General features: G+C 69.9%; 17 protein-coding genes. 12 read left to right on the top strand and 5 right to left on the bottom strand.

Annotated elements, in window-relative coordinates:
- Position 1 precedes the first annotated feature (1 nt).
- On the bottom strand, positions 2-1,408 hold the full coding sequence (locus AC52GN_RS12360; protein WP_496527276.1) for a sensor histidine kinase: 1,407 nt from the start codon (positions 1,406-1,408) through the stop codon (positions 2-4).
- Positions 1,386-2,063, bottom strand: a complete 678-nt coding sequence (locus tag AC52GN_RS12355; protein WP_496527275.1) for a response regulator — start codon at positions 2,061-2,063, stop codon at positions 1,386-1,388. Before AC52GN_RS12355 ends, AC52GN_RS12360 begins: the two co-directional genes overlap by 23 nt.
- A 140-nt stretch (positions 2,064-2,203) precedes the next feature.
- On the opposite strand from AC52GN_RS12355, the gene AC52GN_RS12350 reads away from it, so the two are divergent.
- The 7 genes from AC52GN_RS12350 to AC52GN_RS12320 are packed head-to-tail and all read left to right on the top strand — an operon-like array spanning position 2,204 to position 10,646.
- Positions 2,204-3,451 carry an isochorismate synthase gene (locus tag AC52GN_RS12350; RefSeq protein ID WP_496527274.1) on the top strand — a complete coding sequence of 416 codons (1,248 nt, stop codon included), beginning with the start codon at positions 2,204-2,206 and terminating at the stop codon, positions 3,449-3,451.
- Positions 3,448-5,076, top strand: a complete 1,629-nt coding sequence (locus AC52GN_RS12345; RefSeq protein WP_496527273.1) for a (2,3-dihydroxybenzoyl)adenylate synthase — start codon at positions 3,448-3,450, stop codon at positions 5,074-5,076. Before AC52GN_RS12350 ends, AC52GN_RS12345 begins: the two co-directional genes overlap by 4 nt.
- Entirely contained in the window at positions 5,073-5,720 is a 648-nt protein-coding gene (locus AC52GN_RS12340; RefSeq protein ID WP_496527272.1) for an isochorismatase family protein, read from the top strand. The genes AC52GN_RS12345 and AC52GN_RS12340 overlap by 4 nt, the downstream gene beginning before the upstream one ends.
- Positions 5,717-5,980 (top strand): phosphopantetheine-binding protein, encoded by a 264-nt coding sequence (locus tag AC52GN_RS12335; protein ID WP_024353927.1) that lies wholly within the window; start codon positions 5,717-5,719, stop codon positions 5,978-5,980. Before AC52GN_RS12340 ends, AC52GN_RS12335 begins: the two co-directional genes overlap by 4 nt.
- A gap of 10 nt (positions 5,981-5,990) precedes the next feature.
- Positions 5,991-7,868, top strand: coding sequence for a condensation domain-containing protein (locus AC52GN_RS12330; RefSeq protein ID WP_496527271.1), 1,878 nt, complete (start codon positions 5,991-5,993; stop codon positions 7,866-7,868).
- Complete coding sequence (locus AC52GN_RS12325) at positions 7,780-9,879, top strand: alpha/beta fold hydrolase (protein WP_496528809.1); 2,100 nt, start codon at positions 7,780-7,782, stop codon at positions 9,877-9,879. The genes AC52GN_RS12330 and AC52GN_RS12325 overlap by 89 nt, the downstream gene beginning before the upstream one ends.
- Entirely contained in the window at positions 9,876-10,646 is a 771-nt protein-coding gene (locus AC52GN_RS12320; protein ID WP_313573743.1) for a 2,3-dihydro-2,3-dihydroxybenzoate dehydrogenase, read from the top strand. The genes AC52GN_RS12325 and AC52GN_RS12320 overlap by 4 nt, the downstream gene beginning before the upstream one ends.
- A 21-nt stretch (positions 10,647-10,667) precedes the next feature.
- Here the strand turns inward: AC52GN_RS12320 and AC52GN_RS12315 are convergent, their stop codons facing one another.
- On the bottom strand, positions 10,668-11,819 hold the full coding sequence (locus AC52GN_RS12315) for an amidohydrolase (RefSeq protein WP_496527270.1): 1,152 nt from the start codon (positions 11,817-11,819) through the stop codon (positions 10,668-10,670).
- Between the two features lie 185 nt (positions 11,820-12,004).
- Between AC52GN_RS12315 and AC52GN_RS12310 the strand changes: the two genes are divergently transcribed.
- Genes AC52GN_RS12310 through AC52GN_RS12295 form a run of 4 tightly spaced genes read left to right on the top strand, consistent with a single transcriptional unit; the run spans position 12,005 to position 15,665 of the window.
- Positions 12,005-14,500, top strand: a complete 2,496-nt coding sequence (locus tag AC52GN_RS12310) for a heavy metal translocating P-type ATPase (protein ID WP_496527269.1) — start codon at positions 12,005-12,007, stop codon at positions 14,498-14,500.
- Positions 14,500-14,919: a Cu(I)-responsive transcriptional regulator gene (gene cueR, locus AC52GN_RS12305; RefSeq protein ID WP_346485791.1), complete on the top strand. Its 420-nt coding sequence runs from the start codon at positions 14,500-14,502 to the stop codon at positions 14,917-14,919. Before AC52GN_RS12310 ends, cueR begins: the two co-directional genes overlap by 1 nt.
- 60 nt (positions 14,920-14,979) lie before the next feature.
- Positions 14,980-15,177, top strand: a complete 198-nt coding sequence (locus tag AC52GN_RS12300) for a heavy-metal-associated domain-containing protein (protein WP_346485790.1) — start codon at positions 14,980-14,982, stop codon at positions 15,175-15,177.
- Positions 15,178-15,179: 2 nt separating this feature from the next.
- Positions 15,180-15,665, top strand: a complete 486-nt coding sequence (locus tag AC52GN_RS12295) for a DUF411 domain-containing protein (protein WP_496527268.1) — start codon at positions 15,180-15,182, stop codon at positions 15,663-15,665.
- A gap of 102 nt (positions 15,666-15,767) precedes the next feature.
- On the opposite strand, the gene AC52GN_RS12290 is transcribed toward AC52GN_RS12295, so the two are convergent.
- Complete coding sequence (locus tag AC52GN_RS12290) at positions 15,768-16,328, bottom strand: OmpA family protein (protein WP_291778398.1); 561 nt, start codon at positions 16,326-16,328, stop codon at positions 15,768-15,770.
- 303 nt (positions 16,329-16,631) lie between these two features.
- On the opposite strand from AC52GN_RS12290, the gene AC52GN_RS12285 reads away from it, so the two are divergent.
- The gene (locus tag AC52GN_RS12285) at positions 16,632-17,525 is read left to right on the top strand and encodes a hypothetical protein (RefSeq protein WP_496527267.1); all 894 of its coding nucleotides are present in this window, start codon (positions 16,632-16,634) and stop codon (positions 17,523-17,525) included.
- Here AC52GN_RS12285 and AC52GN_RS12280 read toward each other — a convergent pair.
- On the bottom strand, positions 17,522-18,313 hold the full coding sequence (locus AC52GN_RS12280; protein ID WP_496527266.1) for a prepilin peptidase: 792 nt from the start codon (positions 18,311-18,313) through the stop codon (positions 17,522-17,524). The genes AC52GN_RS12285 and AC52GN_RS12280 overlap by 4 nt on opposite strands.
- Positions 18,314-18,391 lie beyond the last annotated feature (78 nt).

Here is an 18,391-nt window from a genome sequence, read left to right as displayed (position 1 = left end):
ACTAGGGCTTGGCCATTGTGACCGGCAGCGACAGCTCCACCGCCAGTCCAGGCCGGTTGTCGTCCAGCCGCAGTTCGCCGCCGTGCGCCCGCGCCACCGCCGCCACCATGGCCAGGCCCAGCCCCGCGCCCGAGGCATGGCCGGTCTCCCCCTGATCAAGGCGATAGAAGCGGCGCAGGATCTTCTCGCGTTCGGCTTCCGGCACGCCGGCCCCCTGATCGGCGACGCGGACGACCGCCCGGCCGCCTTCGCTGGACGTCGAGACCTCGATCCGCCCGCCGCCGTGGAAGACGGCGTTCTCGATCAGATTGGCCAGGGCCTGTTGGATAAGGGCAGGGTCGGCCTCGACCGTTCCTGCAGGGGCGAGGCCGACGGTCAGCCGCCCGCCCGCCTCTTCGACGAAGGGGCTGTAGATGTCGGCCACGGCGCCGGTCAGCGCCGCGAGATCCAGCCGTTCGGTCTTCAGGGCGGCGTCGCCGCTCTCGATCCGCGCCAGGGTCAGCAGGGCCTCGAACAGGGCGCTGACCTGGTCCGTCTCCTCCAGCGCGCGTTCGACGGCGGCCTCGCGCGCCTGGGCGTCGTCCAGATTGGCGGCCAGATCCTCCAGCCGATTGCGGACCCGGTTCAGCGGCGCGCGCAGTTCATGGGCCACGCCCTCGGACAGGGTCTTCAGCGTCGTCAACGCCGCCTCCTGCCGGTCCAGCATCCGGTTGAGGTTGGCCGACAGTTCGTTGAACTCGCGCCCCAGGCCGACGGCGGGCAGGCGGGCCGAATCCTGTCCGGCGATGATGCGTCCGACCGCCTGATTGACGTCCTCCAGCCGTCGCAGGAACAGCCGTCCCGCGAACCAGCCGCCGGCCAGGGCCAGCAGGATCAGGACGATCCCGCTCATCAGGGCACAGCGGCGGATGCCGCCGCGCAGTTCGTCCAGGTGCTGGATATCGCGCCCGACCGCCAACAGGCCGCCGTCGGAGGCCCGCGCGCTCAGCGCCAGCATGTTCGGCGTCTGGTCGGGCCAGCGGGCGGGGCGCGCCTTGTTGGGCAGGTTGCGACGGAAGCCCGTCTCATTGACCGCCAGCCGCGTCAGGCCGTTGGAGAAGGTGCTGCCGTCCGGCGCCTCGACCAGCAGCAGATAGCGCCGGGCGTCGCGGTTGCGGGCCTCGGCGTTCAACTCCTGCACCAGCTGGGCCGTGCCGTGCCGGTCAGCGTCGGCGCGCATGACGTCCATCTGATGGTTCAGCCCGTCGCGGACCTCGGCCTCGGCGAAGCGCATCAGGCCGTAGTCCACCCCCGCGATCATCACCGCCGCGCCCAGGCCGAACAGGGCCGAGAAGGCGGCGGCGTAGCGCAGGCTGGCCGTGGACCAGACCGACGGGCGTTTCGGCTCAGTCCGAGGCCTTGAGGACATAGCCCACCCCCCGGATGGTGTGGATCAGCTCCTGATCGAAGCCGCGATCCACCTTGGCCCGCAGGCGGCTGATGTGGGCGTCGATCAGATTGGCGCGCGGGTCGAAGTGGAAGCCCCACAGGCTTTCCAGCAGCATGGTGCGCGTCACCGCATGACCGGCGTTGCGGGCCAGTCGCTCCAGCAGTTTGAACTCATGCGGGGTCAGGTCCAGCGTCCGGCCCGCGCGGGTCGCCCGGTGGGCGGTCACGTCGACCTCCAGATCGGCCACCCGATGCCGCGTCGTCGCCTCGGCCAGCGGGGGGCGGCGCACCAGCGCCTGAAGACGCGCGCTCAGTTCGCTGAAGGCGAAGGGCTTGACCAGATAGTCGTCGGCGCCCGCGTTCAGCCCCGCCACCCGGTCGTCGACCGAGCCCAGCGCCGTCAGCATCAGCACCGGCGTCTTCAGCCCGCCCGCGCGCATGGCCTGGACCGCTTCCAGACCGGGCAGGCCGGGCATCATGCGGTCGGCGACGATGGCGTCGTAGTCGCCCTCCATCGCCATATGCAGACCGGCTTCGCCGTCGCCCGCCTCATCGACGGTATGCCCCTGCTGGCGCAGGCCTTCGGCCACAAAGGCGCGGGTTCGGGCATCATCGTCAATGACAAGCATTCGCATGAGCGCCCTTCTAAACCTCTGCGGCGAAACGACCAGACCGGCTTGGAATTAATCTCACCGCAAGACAACGCGAAGGTTGCTCCGCTATAGGCCGGTTGTTGCGAATGATATGCAACAGCTTGAGTGCAGCAGGGATCAGCATGGAGTCGAGAGTAGCGGAATTCTGGGGCGCGCCCGATCTGTCGGTTCAGATCGGCGGCGGCGCATCCGAACGGCATGAGGCCGCCGCGCCGAAGGACGACATGGACTGGGCTTTTGGACTGACCACGCCCGAGCTGCGGCTCTTCACCACGGGTCTGAAGCGGCGTCTGACGCCGGGGCCGGCGGCGACCCTGGGCGCGCGCGTGCGCGGCTTCTTCGCCGATCTGCCGGTTGCCCCGGAAACCGATGAGCCGTCGCCGCGCCTGCTGGTAGGCGCCCTGCCGTTTGACCGCAGCGCCGACGACTGCCTGTTCCTGCCCGAGCGCGCCGCCAACCGCATCTGGGACATGCCCTCAAGCGCATTTCGCCCCTCGATCCGCGCCCTGACGCCCGAACCTTCGCGTGCGGCCTATGAGGCGGCGGTGACGCAGGCGCTTGAGGCCATGCGCGCCTCTCAGGGCGGCGACGAGCCGGTCGACAAGGTGGTGCTGTCGCGCAGCCTGAAGGTTCAGGGCGACGGCGCGATCGATCCCTTCGCCCTGTGGCGCGACCTGAAGGCCGACCCGACCGCCGCGCGCTTCCTGACGCCGCTGGGCGAGGGGGCTGGCGGGGCCATGCGCCGTCTGGTCGGCGCCACGCCCGAACTGCTGGCGTCCAAGCGCGGCCCGGCCGTCTTCTCTCATCCTCTGGCCGGATCGGCCCGCCGGAGCACCGACGTGGTGCAGGACGAGGCGGCGGCGCAAGGCCTGCTGGCCTCGGACAAGGACCGCCGCGAACACGCCCTGGTGGTCGAGGCCATCATGGACCTGTTGGCGCCCTACTGCAGCGACCTGCGCGCGCCGCCCGGCCCGGCGCTGGTCTCGACCCGGACCATGTGGCACCTGGGCACCCGCATCGAGGGACGGCTGCATCGCCCCGATGAAACCTCCGCCGCGGAACTGGCCGCCCTGCTGCATCCGACGCCCGCCGTCTGCGGCTCGCCGCGCGATCAGGCGGCCGAGATGATCCACGCGCTTGAAGGCTATGACCGGGGCTTCTATGCCGGGGCCGTGGGCTGGACCAACGCCTTCGGCGACGGCGCGTGGTACGTCTCGCTGCGCTGCGCCGAAACGTGCGGCGATCAGGCGCGTCTCTATGCCGGGGCGGGCATTGTCGAAGGCTCCGATCCCGCCGCCGAGGCGGACGAGACGTCGGGTAAGTTCCAGGCCGTTCTGCGCGCACTGGGCGTGGATGAGGCAAGCGTATGATTCCCCTGCAACAGGTCTGGCCGGACGACATGGCGGCGCATTATCGGGCCAAGGGCTATTGGCGCGGCGAGACATTCTCCCAACTGCTGCGCAGCCGGGCGGAGGCGCAGCCTGACGCCGTCGCCGTGGTCGGCATGGACCAGCGCTGGACCTACGGCGAACTGCTGGAAAAGGCCGAGACGGCCGCCGCCGGTTTCCTGGCGCTGGGGCTGAAACCGGGCGACCGGGTGGTGGTGCAACTGCCGAACCTGCCCGAGTTCCTCAGCGTGATCTTCGGCCTGTTCCGGGCGAAGCTGATCCCCGTCTATGCCCTGCCTGCGCACCGTTCGACCGAGATTGTCCACTTCCTGACGCGCGCTGAAGCATCGGCCTACGTCGTGGCCGACCGGCATGAAGGCTTCGACTACCGCGCCCTGGCCCGCGCCGTTCAGGCCGAGGTTCCTGAACTGCGCCATGTGGTCGTGGTGGGCGAGGCGGAAGAGTTCGCATCCTTCGACGGTTTCCGCGCCGATCCGGCCTCCCTGCCGACGGACGACGCCGATCCGTCCGACGTGGCCTTCCTGCAGATTTCGGGCGGCTCGACCGGCCTGTCCAAGCTGATCCCGCGCACACACGACGACTATCTCTACAGCGTGCGCGAGAGCGCCGACATCTCGGCGCTGGAGCCGGAGAGCGTCTACCTGACGGCCCTGCCCGCCGCGCATAACTTCCCGATGAGCTCGCCGGGCTATCTGGGCGCCCTCTATGTCGGGGCGACCGTCGTGATGGCGCCGTCGCCGTCGCCGGACGTCTGCTTCCCCCTGATCGAGCGCGAGGGCGTGACGATCACCGGACTGGTGCCGCCTCTGGCCCTGCTGTGGATGCAGGCGGCGGCCCGGAAGGCGCACGACCTGTCCAGCCTTCAGGTGCTGCTGGTCGGCGGCGCGAAATTCCTGCCCGAGGCGGCGCGTCGCGTGCGCCCGGAGCTGGGCTGCACCCTGCAGCAGGTGTTCGGCATGGCCGAGGGGCTGGTCAACTACACCCGGCTGGACGACTTCGAGAGCCTGATCGTGGAGACGCAGGGGCGACCGATCAGCCCCGACGACGAAATCCTGATCGTCGACGACGCAGGCGCGCCGGTGGCCGAGGGCGAGCCGGGCAATCTGCTGACGCGCGGGCCCTATACGATCCGCGCCTATCACAACGAACCGGCGGCCAATGCGCGGTCCTTCACCGAGGACGGCTTCTATCGCACCGGCGACGTGGTGCGCCGCACGCCCGAGGGCTATCTGGTGGTCATGGGCCGGACCACCGACCACATCAACCGCGCGGGCGAGAAGATCTCGGCCGAGGAGGTCGAGGACCATCTGCTGGCCCATCCGGCCGTGTTCGACGCCGCCGTGGTGTCGGTGCCCGACGACTATCTGGGCGAGCGCATCTGTGCCTTCGTCATCCCCGATGGCGCCGCGCCGCGCGGCGTCGAGCTGAAGGCCTGGATGCGCAAGCGCGACATCGCCGACTTCAAGGTGCCGGACCAGATCGTCTTCGTCGACGACTTCGCCGTGACCGCCGTGGGCAAGGTCAGCCGCCGCGAACTGCGCGCCGCCCTGCGTCAGCGCATCCTGGAAGAGGAGGGCAAGGCGTGAGCGCTTCTAAAGGTCTGCCGACCGTCCCGGCCTACGCCCTGCCGACCGAGGCGGAGATCCCCGCCTCGCGTGCCCAGTGGACGTTGCAGCGCCATCGCGCCGCCCTGCTGGTCCACGACATGCAGCGCTATTTCATGCGCCCCTATGCGCCGGGCGCCGAGCCTCTGCCGGGCCTGATCGCCAACATCGCCCGCCTGATCGCGGCGGCGCGTGCGGCGGGCGTTCCGGTCTTCTACACCGCCCAGCATGGCGATCAGGATCGCCGCGACCGGGGCCTGCAGGCCGACCTGTGGGGGCCGGGCATGAGCCGCGCGCCTGAGCATGAAGACATCCTGCCCGAACTGGCCCCGGCGGCGGGCGACTTCCCCCTGGTCAAGCACCGCTACAGCGCCTTCCAGCGCAGCAACCTCGAGACGCTGATGCGCGTGCGGGGGCGGGACCAGCTGATCGTCTGCGGCGTCTACGCCCACATCGGCTGCCAGTTGACGGCGGCCGAGGCGTTTCAGCGCGATATCGAACCCTTCTTCGTCGCCGATGCGCTTGGCGACTTCTCGCGCGACAAGCATATGGGCGCGGTGGCCTGGGCCGCCGACACCTGCGCCGTGGCCCTTTCGACGGCGCGCGTTCTGGAACGACTGACATGACCAAGCTGACCCCGCAGGACCTGACGCTGGAGCGGATGCGCGCCGATGTCGCCGCCGTGCTGCACGAAACGCCGGACTCCATTCTGGATGACGACAATCTGATGGACCTGGGCGTCGATTCCTTGCGCGCCCTCAACCTGTCGCTGGCGTGGAGCGAGGCCGTGCCGCTGGAGTTCAGCGAACTGGCCGAACACACCACGCTGGCAGGCTGGTGGAGCGTGGTTCAGGCGCGCCTGCGCGCCGCCGGTCACGACGCCTGACGCCAGTATCATGGACGACGGACGCATGGCGGCGGTGCTGGAACACCCGCTGACGGAAGCCCAATCCGGCCTGTGGTTCGCCCAGAGGCTGGACCCGGCCAATCCGATCTTCAACACGGCCCACTATCTCGACATCCGGGGCGATCTGGATGTCGAGGCCTTCCGCGCCGCCGTCGATCAGACCGCCGCCGAGGCCGAGGCCCTGTCGCTGCGTTTCGTCGAGAAGAACGGCGAGGTGTTCCAGACCCTCGATCCGACCCATCGTCCCCTGTTGCAGATCGTCGACGTGTCCGCCGCCGCCGATCCGGTCGCCGAGGCCATGGCCGCCATGCGCCGCGATCACGAGACGCCGCTGGACCCGACGCGCGACCCGCTGGCCGCCAACATCCTGTTCCGCATGGGAGCGCAACGTTTCCTGTGGAGCCTGCGCGTCCACCATCTGGCCACCGACGGCTTCGGCATGGCCCTGCTGACCAACCGCGTCGCCGAGCTTTACAACGCCTCGGGCGGCGGCCCGGCGCCCGGCCCGGTCTTCAACCCCATCGCCAAGGTGTGGGAGGAAGACGCCGCCTATCGCGCCTCCGACAAACGCACGGCCGACGCCGCTTACTGGCGCGAGATCATGGGCGACGCGCCCGAGGTCGCCTCCCTGGCGCCCGGCAAGGCGACGACCGCCCACCGATTCCACCGCATCGAACGCGCCCTGCCGCCTGAGGTCACGACCCGCCTGCGCGCCCGCGCCGATGCCGGGCGCCTGTCATGGCCCGACGTGCTGACCGCCATCGGCGCCGCCTATGTCCGCCGTTTCTCGGGCGCGGAAGAGGCGGTGATCGGCGTGCCGTGGATGGGCCGCATGGGCAGCGCCTCGGCGCGCACGCCGGCCATGATCATGAATGTCCCGCCGCTGCGCCTGACGCTGGACGAGGACGCGCCGCTGGACGAGCAGCTGATCCTCGCCTCCAAGGCCCTGATCAAGACCCGCCGCCACGGCCGCTACCGCAGCGAGCAGCTGCGGCGCGATCTGGGCCTGATCGGCGGGGCGCGGCGTCTGTATGGGCCGCTGGTCAACGTCCTGCCGTTCGACCTGCCGCCGCGCTTTGCCGGGCTGGACACCACGCTGAAGGTGCTGGGCACCGGCCCGGTCGACGACATCAGCTTCACCTTCCGCGGCGACGCCGCCCCGGCCCTGACGCTGGAGGTCGACGCCAACCCCGACCTCTATACGCTGGACGAAGCCGCCGCCCACGCAGAGCGTCTGGCCGCCTTCCTGACCAACGCGCTGGACGCCCAGACGCTGGGCGAGGTTCCCATCGCCACGCCGGGCGAGGCCGCGCGCGAACTCGAAGCCTTCAACGCCACCGCCCATCCGGTCCCCGACACGACGCTGACCGCCCTGCTGGAGGCGGCCATGCAGGCGACGCCGGACGCCACGGCCCTGACCTTCGGTGAGCAGACCCTGACCTACGTCGAACTGGACCGCCGCACGGCGGCGCTGGCCTCGGCGCTGGCGGCGCGCGGCGTGGGGCGTGAGAGCCTCGTCGCCGTGGCCCTGCCGCGTTCGCTGGAGCTGGTCATCGCCCTCGTCGCGACTCTGCGGGCGGGCGGGGCCTATCTGCCGCTCGATCTGGAGCATCCGGCCGAGCGCATCGCCGCCATCGCCCGCGCCGCCGGGCCGAGCGTCGTGCTGGCGCATGAAGATATCGGCGGCGCGTTCGGCGAGGCCCTGCTGGCGCCCGCCGACTGGCCGCTGGACGGGGCGGCGCCTGCCGTCGCGCAAGGGCGAGGACGCCGCCTATGTCATCTACACCTCGGGGTCGACCGGCGATCCCAAGGGGGTGCTGGTCGAGCATCGGGCCATCGTCAACCGCCTGCTGTGGATGCAGGCTGAATACGGCATCGGCGCCCAGACCCGCATCCTGCAGAAGACGCCCGCCACCTTCGACGTGTCGGTGTGGGAGTTCTTCCTGGCGCTGATTTCGGGCGGAGAACTGGTCGTGGCCCCGCCCGGCGCGCACCGCGATCCGGCGGCCATCGCCCAGCTGATCCGCCGCCATGCGATCACCGACCTGCACTTCGTCCCTTCCATGCTGTCGGCTTTTCTGGCCGATCCGGCGGCCAACGGCATCGCGGTCGCCCACGTCTTCTGCAGCGGCGAGGAGCTGCCCGCCGAGCTGCGCGATCGGTTCCACCAGACGGTTAGCGCCGAACTGCACAACCTCTACGGCCCGACCGAGGCGGCGGTGGACGTCAGCTATTGGGCCGCCGGGCCGGATGATACGTCGCGGCCCATGCCCATCGGCTGGCCGGTGTGGAACACGCGGCTGGTCATTCTGGACGAGCGCCTGCGCCCGGTGGCGCCCGGCATGGGCGGCCATCTGCATCTGGGCGGGGTGCAGCTGGCGCGCGGTTATCTGAACCGGCCCGACCTGACCGAGGACCGCTTCATCCCCGATCCGCACCATCCGGGCCAGCGTCTGTATCGCACCGGCGACGTGGCGCGCAGGCGGGCCGACGGAGCCGTGGTCTATCTGGGCCGCAGCGACCATCAGGTGAAGATCCGCGGCCTGCGCATCGAACTGGGCGAGATCGAAGCCGCCGTCATCGCCAGCGGTCTGGCGCGTGAGACGGTGGTGCTGGCCCGAGAAGACCGTCCGGGCGAACGCCGTCTGGTCGCCTATCTGGTCCCGGCCGAGGGCTATGACCCCGCCGCCCTGAAGGTGAAGCTGGCCGCGCGCCTGCCTGATTACATGGTCCCGGCCGCCATCGTGGCGCTGGACGCCCTGCCGACGACCTCCAACGGCAAGCTGGACCGCAAGGCGCTGCCCGCCCCGGTGTTCGAGGCCGCAGCAGGCCGGGCGGCCGAGACGCCGACCGAGAAGGTCATCGCCGAACTGTTCGCCGAGACGCTGGGCAGGGCCGAACCGGCGGGCGCCGACGACGACTTCTTCACTCTGGGCGGCGACTCCCTTCTGGCCGTGCATCTGATGATGTTGATCCGCGAGCGGCTGGGGCGCGATCCGGGGCTGGGCGCCCTGTTCGACCGGCCGCGCGTGGCTGAACTGGCCGCCCTGATCGACGCCGAGGCGCTGGACTTCGACAACGGGCTGGGCGTGCTGATCCGTCTGGCTGAGGGCGATGCGGCCCTGCCGCCGCTGTTCCTGATCCACCCGGCGGGGGGGCTGTCGTGGGGCTATCGCACCCTGGCGCGCGCCCTGTCGCCGCGCCGCACGGTGTGGGGCGTGCAGTCGCCTGCGTTGGACCCCGATAACGCCCTGCCGGATGGGATCGACGCGTTGGCGTCGGTCTATGTCGATCATATTCTGGCCTTGGGCGCTCCAGGACCGGTCCACATCGCGGGTTGGTCCGTCGGCGGCATCATCGCCCAGGCGGTGGCGGTCGAGCTGGAGCGGCGCGGGGTCAAGGTCGGGCTGATGGCCATGCTGGACTCCTATCCGGCCGAGTGCTGGCGCGCCGAGCCTGAGCCGGACCCCGTCGACGCCCTGCGCGCCCTTCTGGCCATCGCCGGATATGATCCGACCCAGTATCCCGAACTGCGCAGCCGTGAGGCCATCCTCGCCTTCCTGAAGGCGGGCGACAGCGCCCTGGGCGGCCTGCCCGAGGCGGCGCTGGACGGAGTGATCCGCGTGGTGCTCGACACCAACCGCCTGGTGCGTGAACACCACCATCAGCCCTTCGGCGGCCGCACCACCCACGTCCGCGCGGCGCTGGATCATAAGGAGCGCGCCCTGACGCCGGGCCTGTGGCGCGCTTACGCCGCCGAACTGGACGTGGTCGAGGTTCCCTTCCTGCACCCGCAACTGACCGGCCCGGCGGCGACGGCCCTGATCGCCCCCGCTCTGGACGCCCGCATGACCGCCGCAGAGGATATGACACGATGAGAGACAGCGGACTGTCCGGCCGTCTGGCCCTGGTCACGGGCGCGGGCGGCGGCATCGGCGCCGCCGTGGTGCGCCTGCTGGTCGAGGAGGGCGCGCGCGTGGTCGCCACCGACCTGCCGTCGACGGCCCTGTCGGGTCTGGCGTTTCTGAACGGCGTGCGCGTCGAGCCGCTGGACGTGTCCGACGGCGCGGCGGTCGAGGCCCTGTTCGACCGCATCGAGGCCGAAGACGGCCCGATCGACCTCGTCGCCAGCGTGGCGGGCGTCCTGTCCAATGTGACGGTGGATCAGACCTCCGACGCCGAATGGCGCCGCGTCTTCGCCGTCAATACGGACGGGGTCTTCCATCTGGGCCGCGCGGCGTCGCGCCGGATGGGCGAGCGGGGCAAAGGGGCTTTCGTCACCGTCAGCTCGAACGCGGCGGGCGTACCGCGTCATGCGATGGCGGCCTATGCCGCGTCCAAGGCGGCGGCGACCATGTTCACCCGCTGTCTGGGGCTGGAGCTGGGGCCGAAGGGCGTTCGCTGCAACATCGTCGCCCCAGGCTCGACCCTGACCCCGATGCAGACCGGCATGTGGGCCGATGAGGACGGCGCCGCCCGCGTCATCGCCGGCTCGCCCGAGACGTTCAAGGCGGGCATTCCGCTGCAGAAGCTGGCGACGCCCGAGGACATCGCCGAGGCGGTGGTCTTCCTGCTGTCCGACCGGGCCGCCCACATCACCATGACGGACCTGTACGTCGACGGCGGAGCCACGCTGCGCGCCTGATCCCGCCGTTCGCGCCTGCCTTCAGGACAGCTTCGCCTCGACGATCCGGGCGAAGACCGAGGCCACGTTGGGCAGCAGGTCGTCGTTGAAGTCATAGGCGGTCTGGTGGACCATCGTCCCGCCCTGGCCGACGAAGAAGTAAGCCCCCGGCGCGATCTGCAGCATGTAGGCGAAGTCGTCGGTGAACGGATACGGCTTCAGGTCGCGGTGCACCTTGTCCGCGCCGAACACGCCGCCTGCCGCCGCCGCCGCCACATCGGCCTGAGCCGCGGCGTTGAAGACGGGCGGCACGCCCGCCGTCTCGCGCACCGTGACGGTGCAGCCGGTCATGACGCCGACGCCCGCACAGATGTCCTGAAGCTTCTGCCACATCGTTTCGATCACGTCGGATGAGGTGGCGCGCAGGGTGCCCGCCAGACTGGCTTCGTGCGGCACGACGTTGTGCGACGATCCGGCCTGAAGCTTGGTGACGGTGATCAGGGCCGGCTCCATCGGATCGACGTGGCGGCCGACGATGGACGAAATTTCCGAGGCCACGCGCACGGCGGCCTGAACGGGGTCTTTGGTCTTGTGCGGGGCGGCGCCGTGGCCGCCGACACCCTGAATCTCGATCTCCCACACCTTATAGCCGTTCATGGTCGGGCCTGTGTGGACCGCCGCCTCGCCCAGCGGCAGCAGCGGCATGTTGTGATAGCCGTAGACCTCGTCGCACGGGTAGCGCTCGAACAGGCCGTCCTTGATCATGGCGAGGGCGCCCAGACCCGTCTCTTCCGCCGGTTGGAAGATCAGCACCACGCGCCCGCGCGCAGGCGGGTTGGCGGCCAGATGGCGCGCCACGCCCAGCAGGGTCGCCGTATGGCCGTCGTGGCCGCAGGCGTGCGAGACGCCGGGCTTGGTCGAGGCGTGGGGGACGTTGCTGTCGTCGTTCATGGGCAGGGCGTCCATGTCGGCGCGCAGGCCGATGGACGGGCCGGGCTCGCGCCCTTCGACGACGGCGACCACGCCTTCGCCGCCGACGCCGCCCTCGGGCTTCAGGCCCAGCCCTTCCAGCACCTCGAACACCAGTTTCGCGGTGCGCGATTCCTCACCGGACAGCTCCGGGTGGGCGTGGATGTCCCGGCGCCAGGCGGTCATTTCGGGGGCCAGGGCGGCGAGGGCGGGCAGGGGCGTCATAAGGGGCTCACGCATCCGTCGAAAGGGGAGGGGCGGCAAGCTATCACCACCCCTCTTCAAACGACATAGCCGCATCCGGGCGCGAGAGGCGCGGGCGTCCGACAACCGTCAACGGTGGGCGCTTGACCTTCCCTTGATGGGAAGGTTTAGAGGTGTCGTCGTCAAGGATTTGCGAGGACGACGCCATGGCCGCCGAAGGCTTGAAAACACTGGATCTGCCCGTGCTGGGCATGACCTGCGCCAGCTGCGTGGGGCGGGTCGAAAAGGCCATCCGCGCCGTGCCGGGCGTGACGCAGGCGCAGGTCAATCTGGCCGCCGAGCGGGCGCAGGTGTCGCTGTCGCCCGACGGTTCCGCCGCTGCTGTCGCCGCCGCCATCAAGAGCGCGGGCTATGAGCCGATGGAGGAGGAGGTCGTCTATCCCGTGCGGGAGATGACCTGCGCCTCCTGTGTCGGACGCGTCGAAAAGGCCCTGGCCGGCGTGCCGGGCGTGCTGTCGGCCAGCGTCAATCTGGCGACCGAGCGGGCGACGGTGCGCTTCCTGTCGGGAGCGACGACGTTCCAGGATCTGGCCGCCGCCGTCGAACAGGCAGGCTATGTGCTGGAGGCGCCCGAGGACGCCGGGCCGGACGCCAGCGACCGCGAACAGGCCGCCCGTGACGCCGAGATCAGGAAGTTGGGCCGCGCGGTGCTGATCGCGGGCGCGGCGACCCTGCCGCTGTTCGTGCTGGAGATGGGCTCGCACTTCGTGCCGGGGATGCACCACTGGATCGGCGAGACCATCGGCGCCTTCAACTGGAAGGTGATCAGCTTCGTGCTGGCGACCTTCGTGCTGTTCGTGCCGGGGATCATCTTCTACCGCAAGGGCGTGCCCGCCCTGCTGCGCGCGGCGCCGGACATGAACTCCCTCGTCGTGCTGGGCGCGACGGCGGCCTGGGCCTTCTCGACGGTGGCGACCTTTGCGCCGCAGTGGCTGCCTGAAGGCACGGCCAACATCTATTTCGAGGCGGCGGCGGTGATCGTCACCCTGATCCTGGTTGGGCGCTGGATCGAGGCGCGGGCCAAGGGGCGAACGGGTCAGGCGATCCGTCGCCTGATGTCGCTGCAGGCCAAGACCGCGCGCGTGGTGCGCGACGACGTCGAACAGGACGTGGCCGTCGATGCGGTTCAGGTCGGCGACGTGGTCGTGGTGCGCCCCGGCGAGCGGGTGCCGGTCGACGGCGTGGTCACGGACGGCGCCTCCTTCGTCGATGAATCCATGCTGACGGGCGAGCCGATCCCGGTCGAGAAGACCGCCGGGGCTGACGTCACGGGCGGCACGCTGAACACCACGGGCGCCTTCCGCTTCGAGGCGCGCCAGGTCGGCTCGCAGACCGTGCTGGCCCAGATCGTCAAGATGGTCGAGGCCGCCCAGGGGGCCAAGCTGCCGATCCAGGCGCTGGTGGACAAGGTGACGGGCTGGTTCGTCCCGGTGGTCATGGCCATCGCCGCCCTGACCTTTGCAGTTTGGTTCCTGTTCGGACCCGATCCGGCGATGGGCATGGCCCTGGTCGCGACGGTGTCCGTGCTGATCATCGCCTGCCCGTGCGCCATGGGTCTGGCGACGCCGACTTCCATCATGGTGGGCGTGGGGCGTGCGGCCGAGCTGGGCGTGCTGTTCCGCAAGGGCGAGGCGCTTCAGGCCCTGCAGGGCGTGGACGTCGTCGCCTTCGACAAGACCGGCACCCTGACCGAAGGCAAGCCGACGCTGACCGATCTGGTCACGGCCGAAGGTTTTGATGAGACGACGGTTCTGGCCCAGGTCGCGGCGCTGGAGATCCGCTCTGAACACCCGGTGGCTCGCGCCCTGGTCGCGGCGGCCGAGGCGCGCGGCGTGACGGTGGTCGATCCGCAGGACTTCGCCTCCATCCCCGGCAAGGGCGTGACGGGTCTGGTCGACGGGGCGCGTGTCGCCGTCGGCGCCGACCGCTATATGGCCGAGCTGGGCTGCGACGTGGCCGTGTTCGCCGAGGCGGCGGCCCGTCTGGGCGACGAGGGCAAGACGCCGCTCTACGCCGCTGTGGACGGTCGACTGGCCGCCATCATCGCCGTGGCCGATCCGGTCAAGGCGACGACGGCCGAGGCCATCGCCGCCCTGCACGAACTGGGGCTGAAGGTGGCGGTCATCAGCGGCGACAACCGCCGAACCGCCGCCGCCGTCGCGCGTCGTCTGGGCATCGACGAAGTCCATGCCGAGGTCATGCCGGACGGCAAGGTGGCGGTGATCGAAGAGCTGAAGAAGGGCGGGCGCAAGATCGCCTTCGTCGGCGACGGAGTGAACGACGCCCCGGCTCTGGCGGCGGCGGACGTGGGTCTGGCGGTCGGCGGCGGCTCGGACGTGGCGATCGAGAGCGCGGACGTGGTCCTGACGGGCGGCGACCTGCGCGGGGCGGTCAGCGCCATCGGCCTGTCGCGGGCGACCATGGGCAACATCCGCCAGAACCTGGCCTGGGCGTTCGGCTACAACGTCCTGCTGATCCCGGTGGCGGCGGGGGTGCTGTATCCAGTCTTCGGCGTGATGCTGTCGCCCATGCTGGCGGCGGGGGCGATGGCCCTGTCCAGCGTCAGCGTGGTGCTGAACGCCCTGCGCCTGAAGACCTTCAAGCCCCATATCGGCGCGAACAACCTGAATGGAGCCGCGTGATGAACATCGGCAAGGCGGCCCAGACGACCGGCGTCTCGGCCAAGATGATCCGTTATTATGAGGCGCAGGGGCTGATCCGCCCGGCGGACCGGACCGAGGGCAATTATCGTGATTTCAGCGACCGCGATCTGAACGATCTGCGCTTCATCCGTCGGGCGCGCGGGCTGGGTTTCTCGATTGAGGAGATCAGTCGCCTTCTGTCCCTGTGGCGCGACAACGCCCGGCCCAGCCGCGAGGTCAAGGCGATGGCCGAAAAGCACCTGGCTGACCTGGACGCCCGCATCCGTGAAATGTGCGAGATGGCCGACACCCTGCGCCATCTGGCCCATTGCTGCGCGGGAGACGAACGGCCCGACTGCCCCATCCTGTCCGATCTGGCGGGCGATCGGCCGCAGGGCGTTCACGCCGGAAACGCTTGACCCTGCCACGACGGCAAGGGGTCGGATGAACTGTCGCGTATCAAGAAAGGGAGCATCATCATGATCTCGCTGAACATTCCGAAAATCCGCTGCGGCGGCTGCGTCGCCTCCGTGGAAAAGGCCGTCCTGTCCGTCGATCCGGCGGCCACGCTTACAGCCGACGTCCCGGCGCGCCGGGTCGAGGTCGAGACGACGGCGACGCGGCAAGCCCTCGCCGACGCCCTGGCAGCGGCCGGCTATCCCGTGCAGGAGCACTGAAGATGAAGATGTCTGTAAAGCTGGCGGCCATCGCCCTCGGAGCCGCAGTCGTCGGCGGCGGCTTTGTCCTGGCCGAGGGGGTGGTCAGGCCCGCCGAGGCGGGCGAGATGACCGTCTACAAGAGCGACTCCTGCGGCTGCTGCGGCGGCTGGGTCGAGCATATGCGGCGCTCGGGCTACCAAGTGCGCGTGGTCCCCACTGATGACCTCGCCCCCATCAAGCAGCAGTTGAACGTGCCGCAGTCGCTGTGGAGCTGTCATACGGCCGTGATCGACGGCAAGATCGTCGAGGGCCACGTCCCGGCGACGGCCGTGAAGGCCTTCCTGAAGACCCCCGGAGAGGCGCGGGGCGTCGGCGTGGGCGGCATGCCCATCGGTTCGCCGGGCATGGAGGCGCCCGGTCATGCGTCCGAACCTTATGACGTCATGAGCTTCGGCGCGGGCGCGCCGATGCGCTTCATGACCTTCGTGGGGGCTGATCCGGCCTGACGCCGATCTCGAGATGAAAAACGATGACGGCGGCGCCCTTGCGGGACGCCGCCGTTTCTCGTTCCGGCCGGGGCATGAGGCCGGAACGAAAGCCGTCAGCCGTTAGGCCAGAACCATGATGGCGACGCGGCGGTTTTGCGCGCGGCCTTCACGGGTGTTGTTCGGCGCCACCGGCTTGGTGGAGCCGTAGGAAATGGTCGCCATGCGGTTCAGGGCGATGCCCTGGTCGCTCAGGAAGCGACGAACGGCCTCGGCGCGTTCCTGGCCCAGACGCTCGTTGATCTGGTCGTTGCCCGTCGAGTCGGTGTGACCCTGGATCTCCAGATACACGTTGGCGTTTTCGGCGCGCAGGCGCTGGACCAGTTCGGCCAGGCGCTGCTCGGCTTCGGGGGACAGCTCGGTGTGGTTGACCGGGAACTTCACGGAATCGTCCGACAGAACGACTTCGTACAAGAACTTGCCTTGGGCCAGTTTATGCGCGGCGTTGGCGCGGGCCAGGGCTTCGCCCGCCGTGCCTTCGACCTGGGTCAGGTGGGCGTCGACGCCGTCGACACGTTCGTTCACGACCTGGACGTTGTCGCGGACGAACCGGTGGCTGGCGCAGCCGCTGACGGCGATGCCGAGAACGGCGACAGCGCCGACGAGAGCGGTCCTAGATGCCAATTTGATCAAATCAAGTCTCCTTCGTGCCCGGCCCAACTCCGGGGGATGTTACGCGCCGCACCGGTGTCGGTTGCAAAACGGCGGAGCAAAGACGCGCGAAGAAGTGAAAAGGTTCAGCTTGACTGTAAAAAAATTTCAATAATCGACGTTCTTGCTGTTCTGGCGAATACAGCTCTGGCTTGAAGGCGCCATCTTCCTGACGCTCTCTGGTGGTGGACTCTGACTGTAAAAGGGCGAGGAGCGTCTATTGAAAGCCTGGGTGTTTCCGTCTCCCCGTAACTGCAAGGCCAGGAGGGCCTGGGGGTGAAGACCGGGCTTCGCCGTAATCGAAACAAGGCCGGACGAAACAAGGCCGGGCCGGTCCTCGCCAGTCTGGCCGCGCACGGCCTGGTGCTGGCGATCATCTGGGCCGCGCCGGTCGAACGTCCGCCGCAAGCGCCTGTTCCGCCTGTGGTGGAGGTGATGCTGATCGATCCTCCGCCGCCTCCGCCGCCTTCAGAGCCCGCGCCGGGGGATGCGCCGGCGGGCGGCTCAGAGCCTGCGCCCGCGCCGAAGCCGGAACCCGCTCCCGCGCCTCCGGCTCCGGTCCCACCCGCCGTTCCCGCCAAGACGCCCGAGAAGGCCCGCGCGGCTCCGACGGCGCCGACCCCCCGGCCCAGTCGCCCGACGCCGCCTCAGACGCAGGTGGAGCCTCTGCCGATCTCGGCGCCCGAGCCGAGCGTCTCCTTCGTCCTGCTGGGCGACGGCGCCCTGAGCGGCGCCCTGACCGCCGGCCAGGGCGCGGGCGGCGGCGGAGGCGCGGGAGCCGGCGTGGGCGGCGGCAGCGGCGGCGGCTCGGGCTCGGGAATAGGCGGCGGTTCGGGCCAGGGCTGCGACATGGTCAAGCGCATCCAGGACGCCCTGCGCAACGACGCCCGCATCAACGCCGCCATCGGTCAGGCCTATCGCACCTCCGGCGCCTCGGGCCGCGCCATCCTGATGTGGAACGGCGACTGGCTGCAAAGCCCTGGCGAGGAGGGCAAGGGTCTGGCCGGCGTGCGTCAGGCCATCGCCGTGACGGTCGGCTTCTCGTCCCGCGCCTGCAAGGCCGAGACGGTCAACGGCTATGTGTTGCTGACGCTCAGCGACCAGCCGGGCGCGCCGCGCGTGGCTTTGGGCGGCGGTCGCTGGCGCTGGTCCGACTTGCTGTCGCTCTAGCCGAGAGCGCCCAGGCCCAGCGGGCCGTAGAGCCAGGTCATCCACGCCCCGACGGCCAGGAAGACGCCGAAGGGCAGGCGATCGGCGGAGGTCACGGGACGGCGCAGCACAAGCTTGGCCGCCACGACGGCGAGACCGGCCGCCGAGGCCCATAGCAGCACGCTGGGCAGGCCCGCCCATCCGACCCAGGCGCCGATGGCGCCCAGCAGGAAGGGGTCTCCGCCGCCCAGGCCGTCCCGACCGCGCACGCGTCTGTAAAGGAAGGCCAGAAGCCACAGGCCGCCGAAGCCGACGGCCGCACCGATCAAGGGCGGCGTCAGCGGCCCGACCAGCGACCATTGCAGCCCGCTCTGGACGTTCGCCGGGTCCAGCGCCACGGCGGCGAACAGGCCGCTGAGAAACAGCGGCAGCGTCAGGGCGTCGGGCAGCCAGAAGTGCTCGGCGTCGATCACGGCGATCAACAGAAGCTGCCAGCCCAGGACCGCCGTCGCCAGGGCGTGCGCCGGGTCCGGAAAGCACAGGGCTGCCCATGCGCCGACGGCGCCGGCCGCCAGTTCGATCAAGGGATAGCGCACAGGGATGACGGCGCCGCAGTCGCTGCATTTGCCGCGTGACAGCGCCCAACTGACGACGGGAACCATCCGCCAGGGCTTCAGCGGGCGACCGCATCCCCCGCACCGCGACCGCCCGAGCATGACGCCTTCGCCGCGCGGCAGGCGCAGGCTGACAAGACCCAGAAAACTGCCCACGATCAGGCCCAGACCGCCCATCAGAAGCGCCAGCATCATGCGTTCGACATCCCCCGCCTTGAATGAACGTCCTATTGCGCCGCCGGGGCGAGGCGGCGCAATCAAAATGCCTGACTT

It is taken from the genome of Brevundimonas sp. SS2672, from assembly GCF_059579685.1.
The sequence above is the reverse complement of the archived record's forward strand: the minus strand, read 5'-3'. Positions and strand labels throughout refer to the sequence as shown.

Excerpts from the sequence above, each read along its gene's own strand:
- AC52GN_RS12360 (WP_496527276.1), bottom strand. The coding sequence starts at position 1,408 with ATGTCCTCAAGGCCTCGGACTGAGCCGAAACGCCCGTCGGTCTGGTCC.
- AC52GN_RS12355 (WP_496527275.1), bottom strand. The coding sequence starts at position 2,063 with ATGCGAATGCTTGTCATTGACGATGATGCCCGAACCCGCGCCTTTGTG.
- AC52GN_RS12350 (WP_496527274.1), top strand. The coding sequence starts at position 2,204 with ATGGAGTCGAGAGTAGCGGAATTCTGGGGCGCGCCCGATCTGTCGGTT.
- AC52GN_RS12345 (WP_496527273.1), top strand. The coding sequence starts at position 3,448 with ATGATTCCCCTGCAACAGGTCTGGCCGGACGACATGGCGGCGCATTAT.
- AC52GN_RS12335 (WP_024353927.1), top strand. The coding sequence starts at position 5,717 with ATGACCAAGCTGACCCCGCAGGACCTGACGCTGGAGCGGATGCGCGCC.
- AC52GN_RS12330 (WP_496527271.1), top strand. The coding sequence starts at position 5,991 with ATGGACGACGGACGCATGGCGGCGGTGCTGGAACACCCGCTGACGGAA.
- AC52GN_RS12320 (WP_313573743.1), top strand. The coding sequence starts at position 9,876 with ATGAGAGACAGCGGACTGTCCGGCCGTCTGGCCCTGGTCACGGGCGCG.
- AC52GN_RS12315 (WP_496527270.1), bottom strand. The coding sequence starts at position 11,819 with ATGACGCCCCTGCCCGCCCTCGCCGCCCTGGCCCCCGAAATGACCGCC.
- AC52GN_RS12310 (WP_496527269.1), top strand. The coding sequence starts at position 12,005 with ATGGCCGCCGAAGGCTTGAAAACACTGGATCTGCCCGTGCTGGGCATG.
- cueR (WP_346485791.1), top strand. The coding sequence starts at position 14,500 with ATGAACATCGGCAAGGCGGCCCAGACGACCGGCGTCTCGGCCAAGATG.
- AC52GN_RS12300 (WP_346485790.1), top strand. The coding sequence starts at position 14,980 with ATGATCTCGCTGAACATTCCGAAAATCCGCTGCGGCGGCTGCGTCGCC.
- AC52GN_RS12295 (WP_496527268.1), top strand. The coding sequence starts at position 15,180 with ATGAAGATGTCTGTAAAGCTGGCGGCCATCGCCCTCGGAGCCGCAGTC.
- AC52GN_RS12280 (WP_496527266.1), bottom strand. The coding sequence starts at position 18,313 with ATGATGCTGGCGCTTCTGATGGGCGGTCTGGGCCTGATCGTGGGCAGT.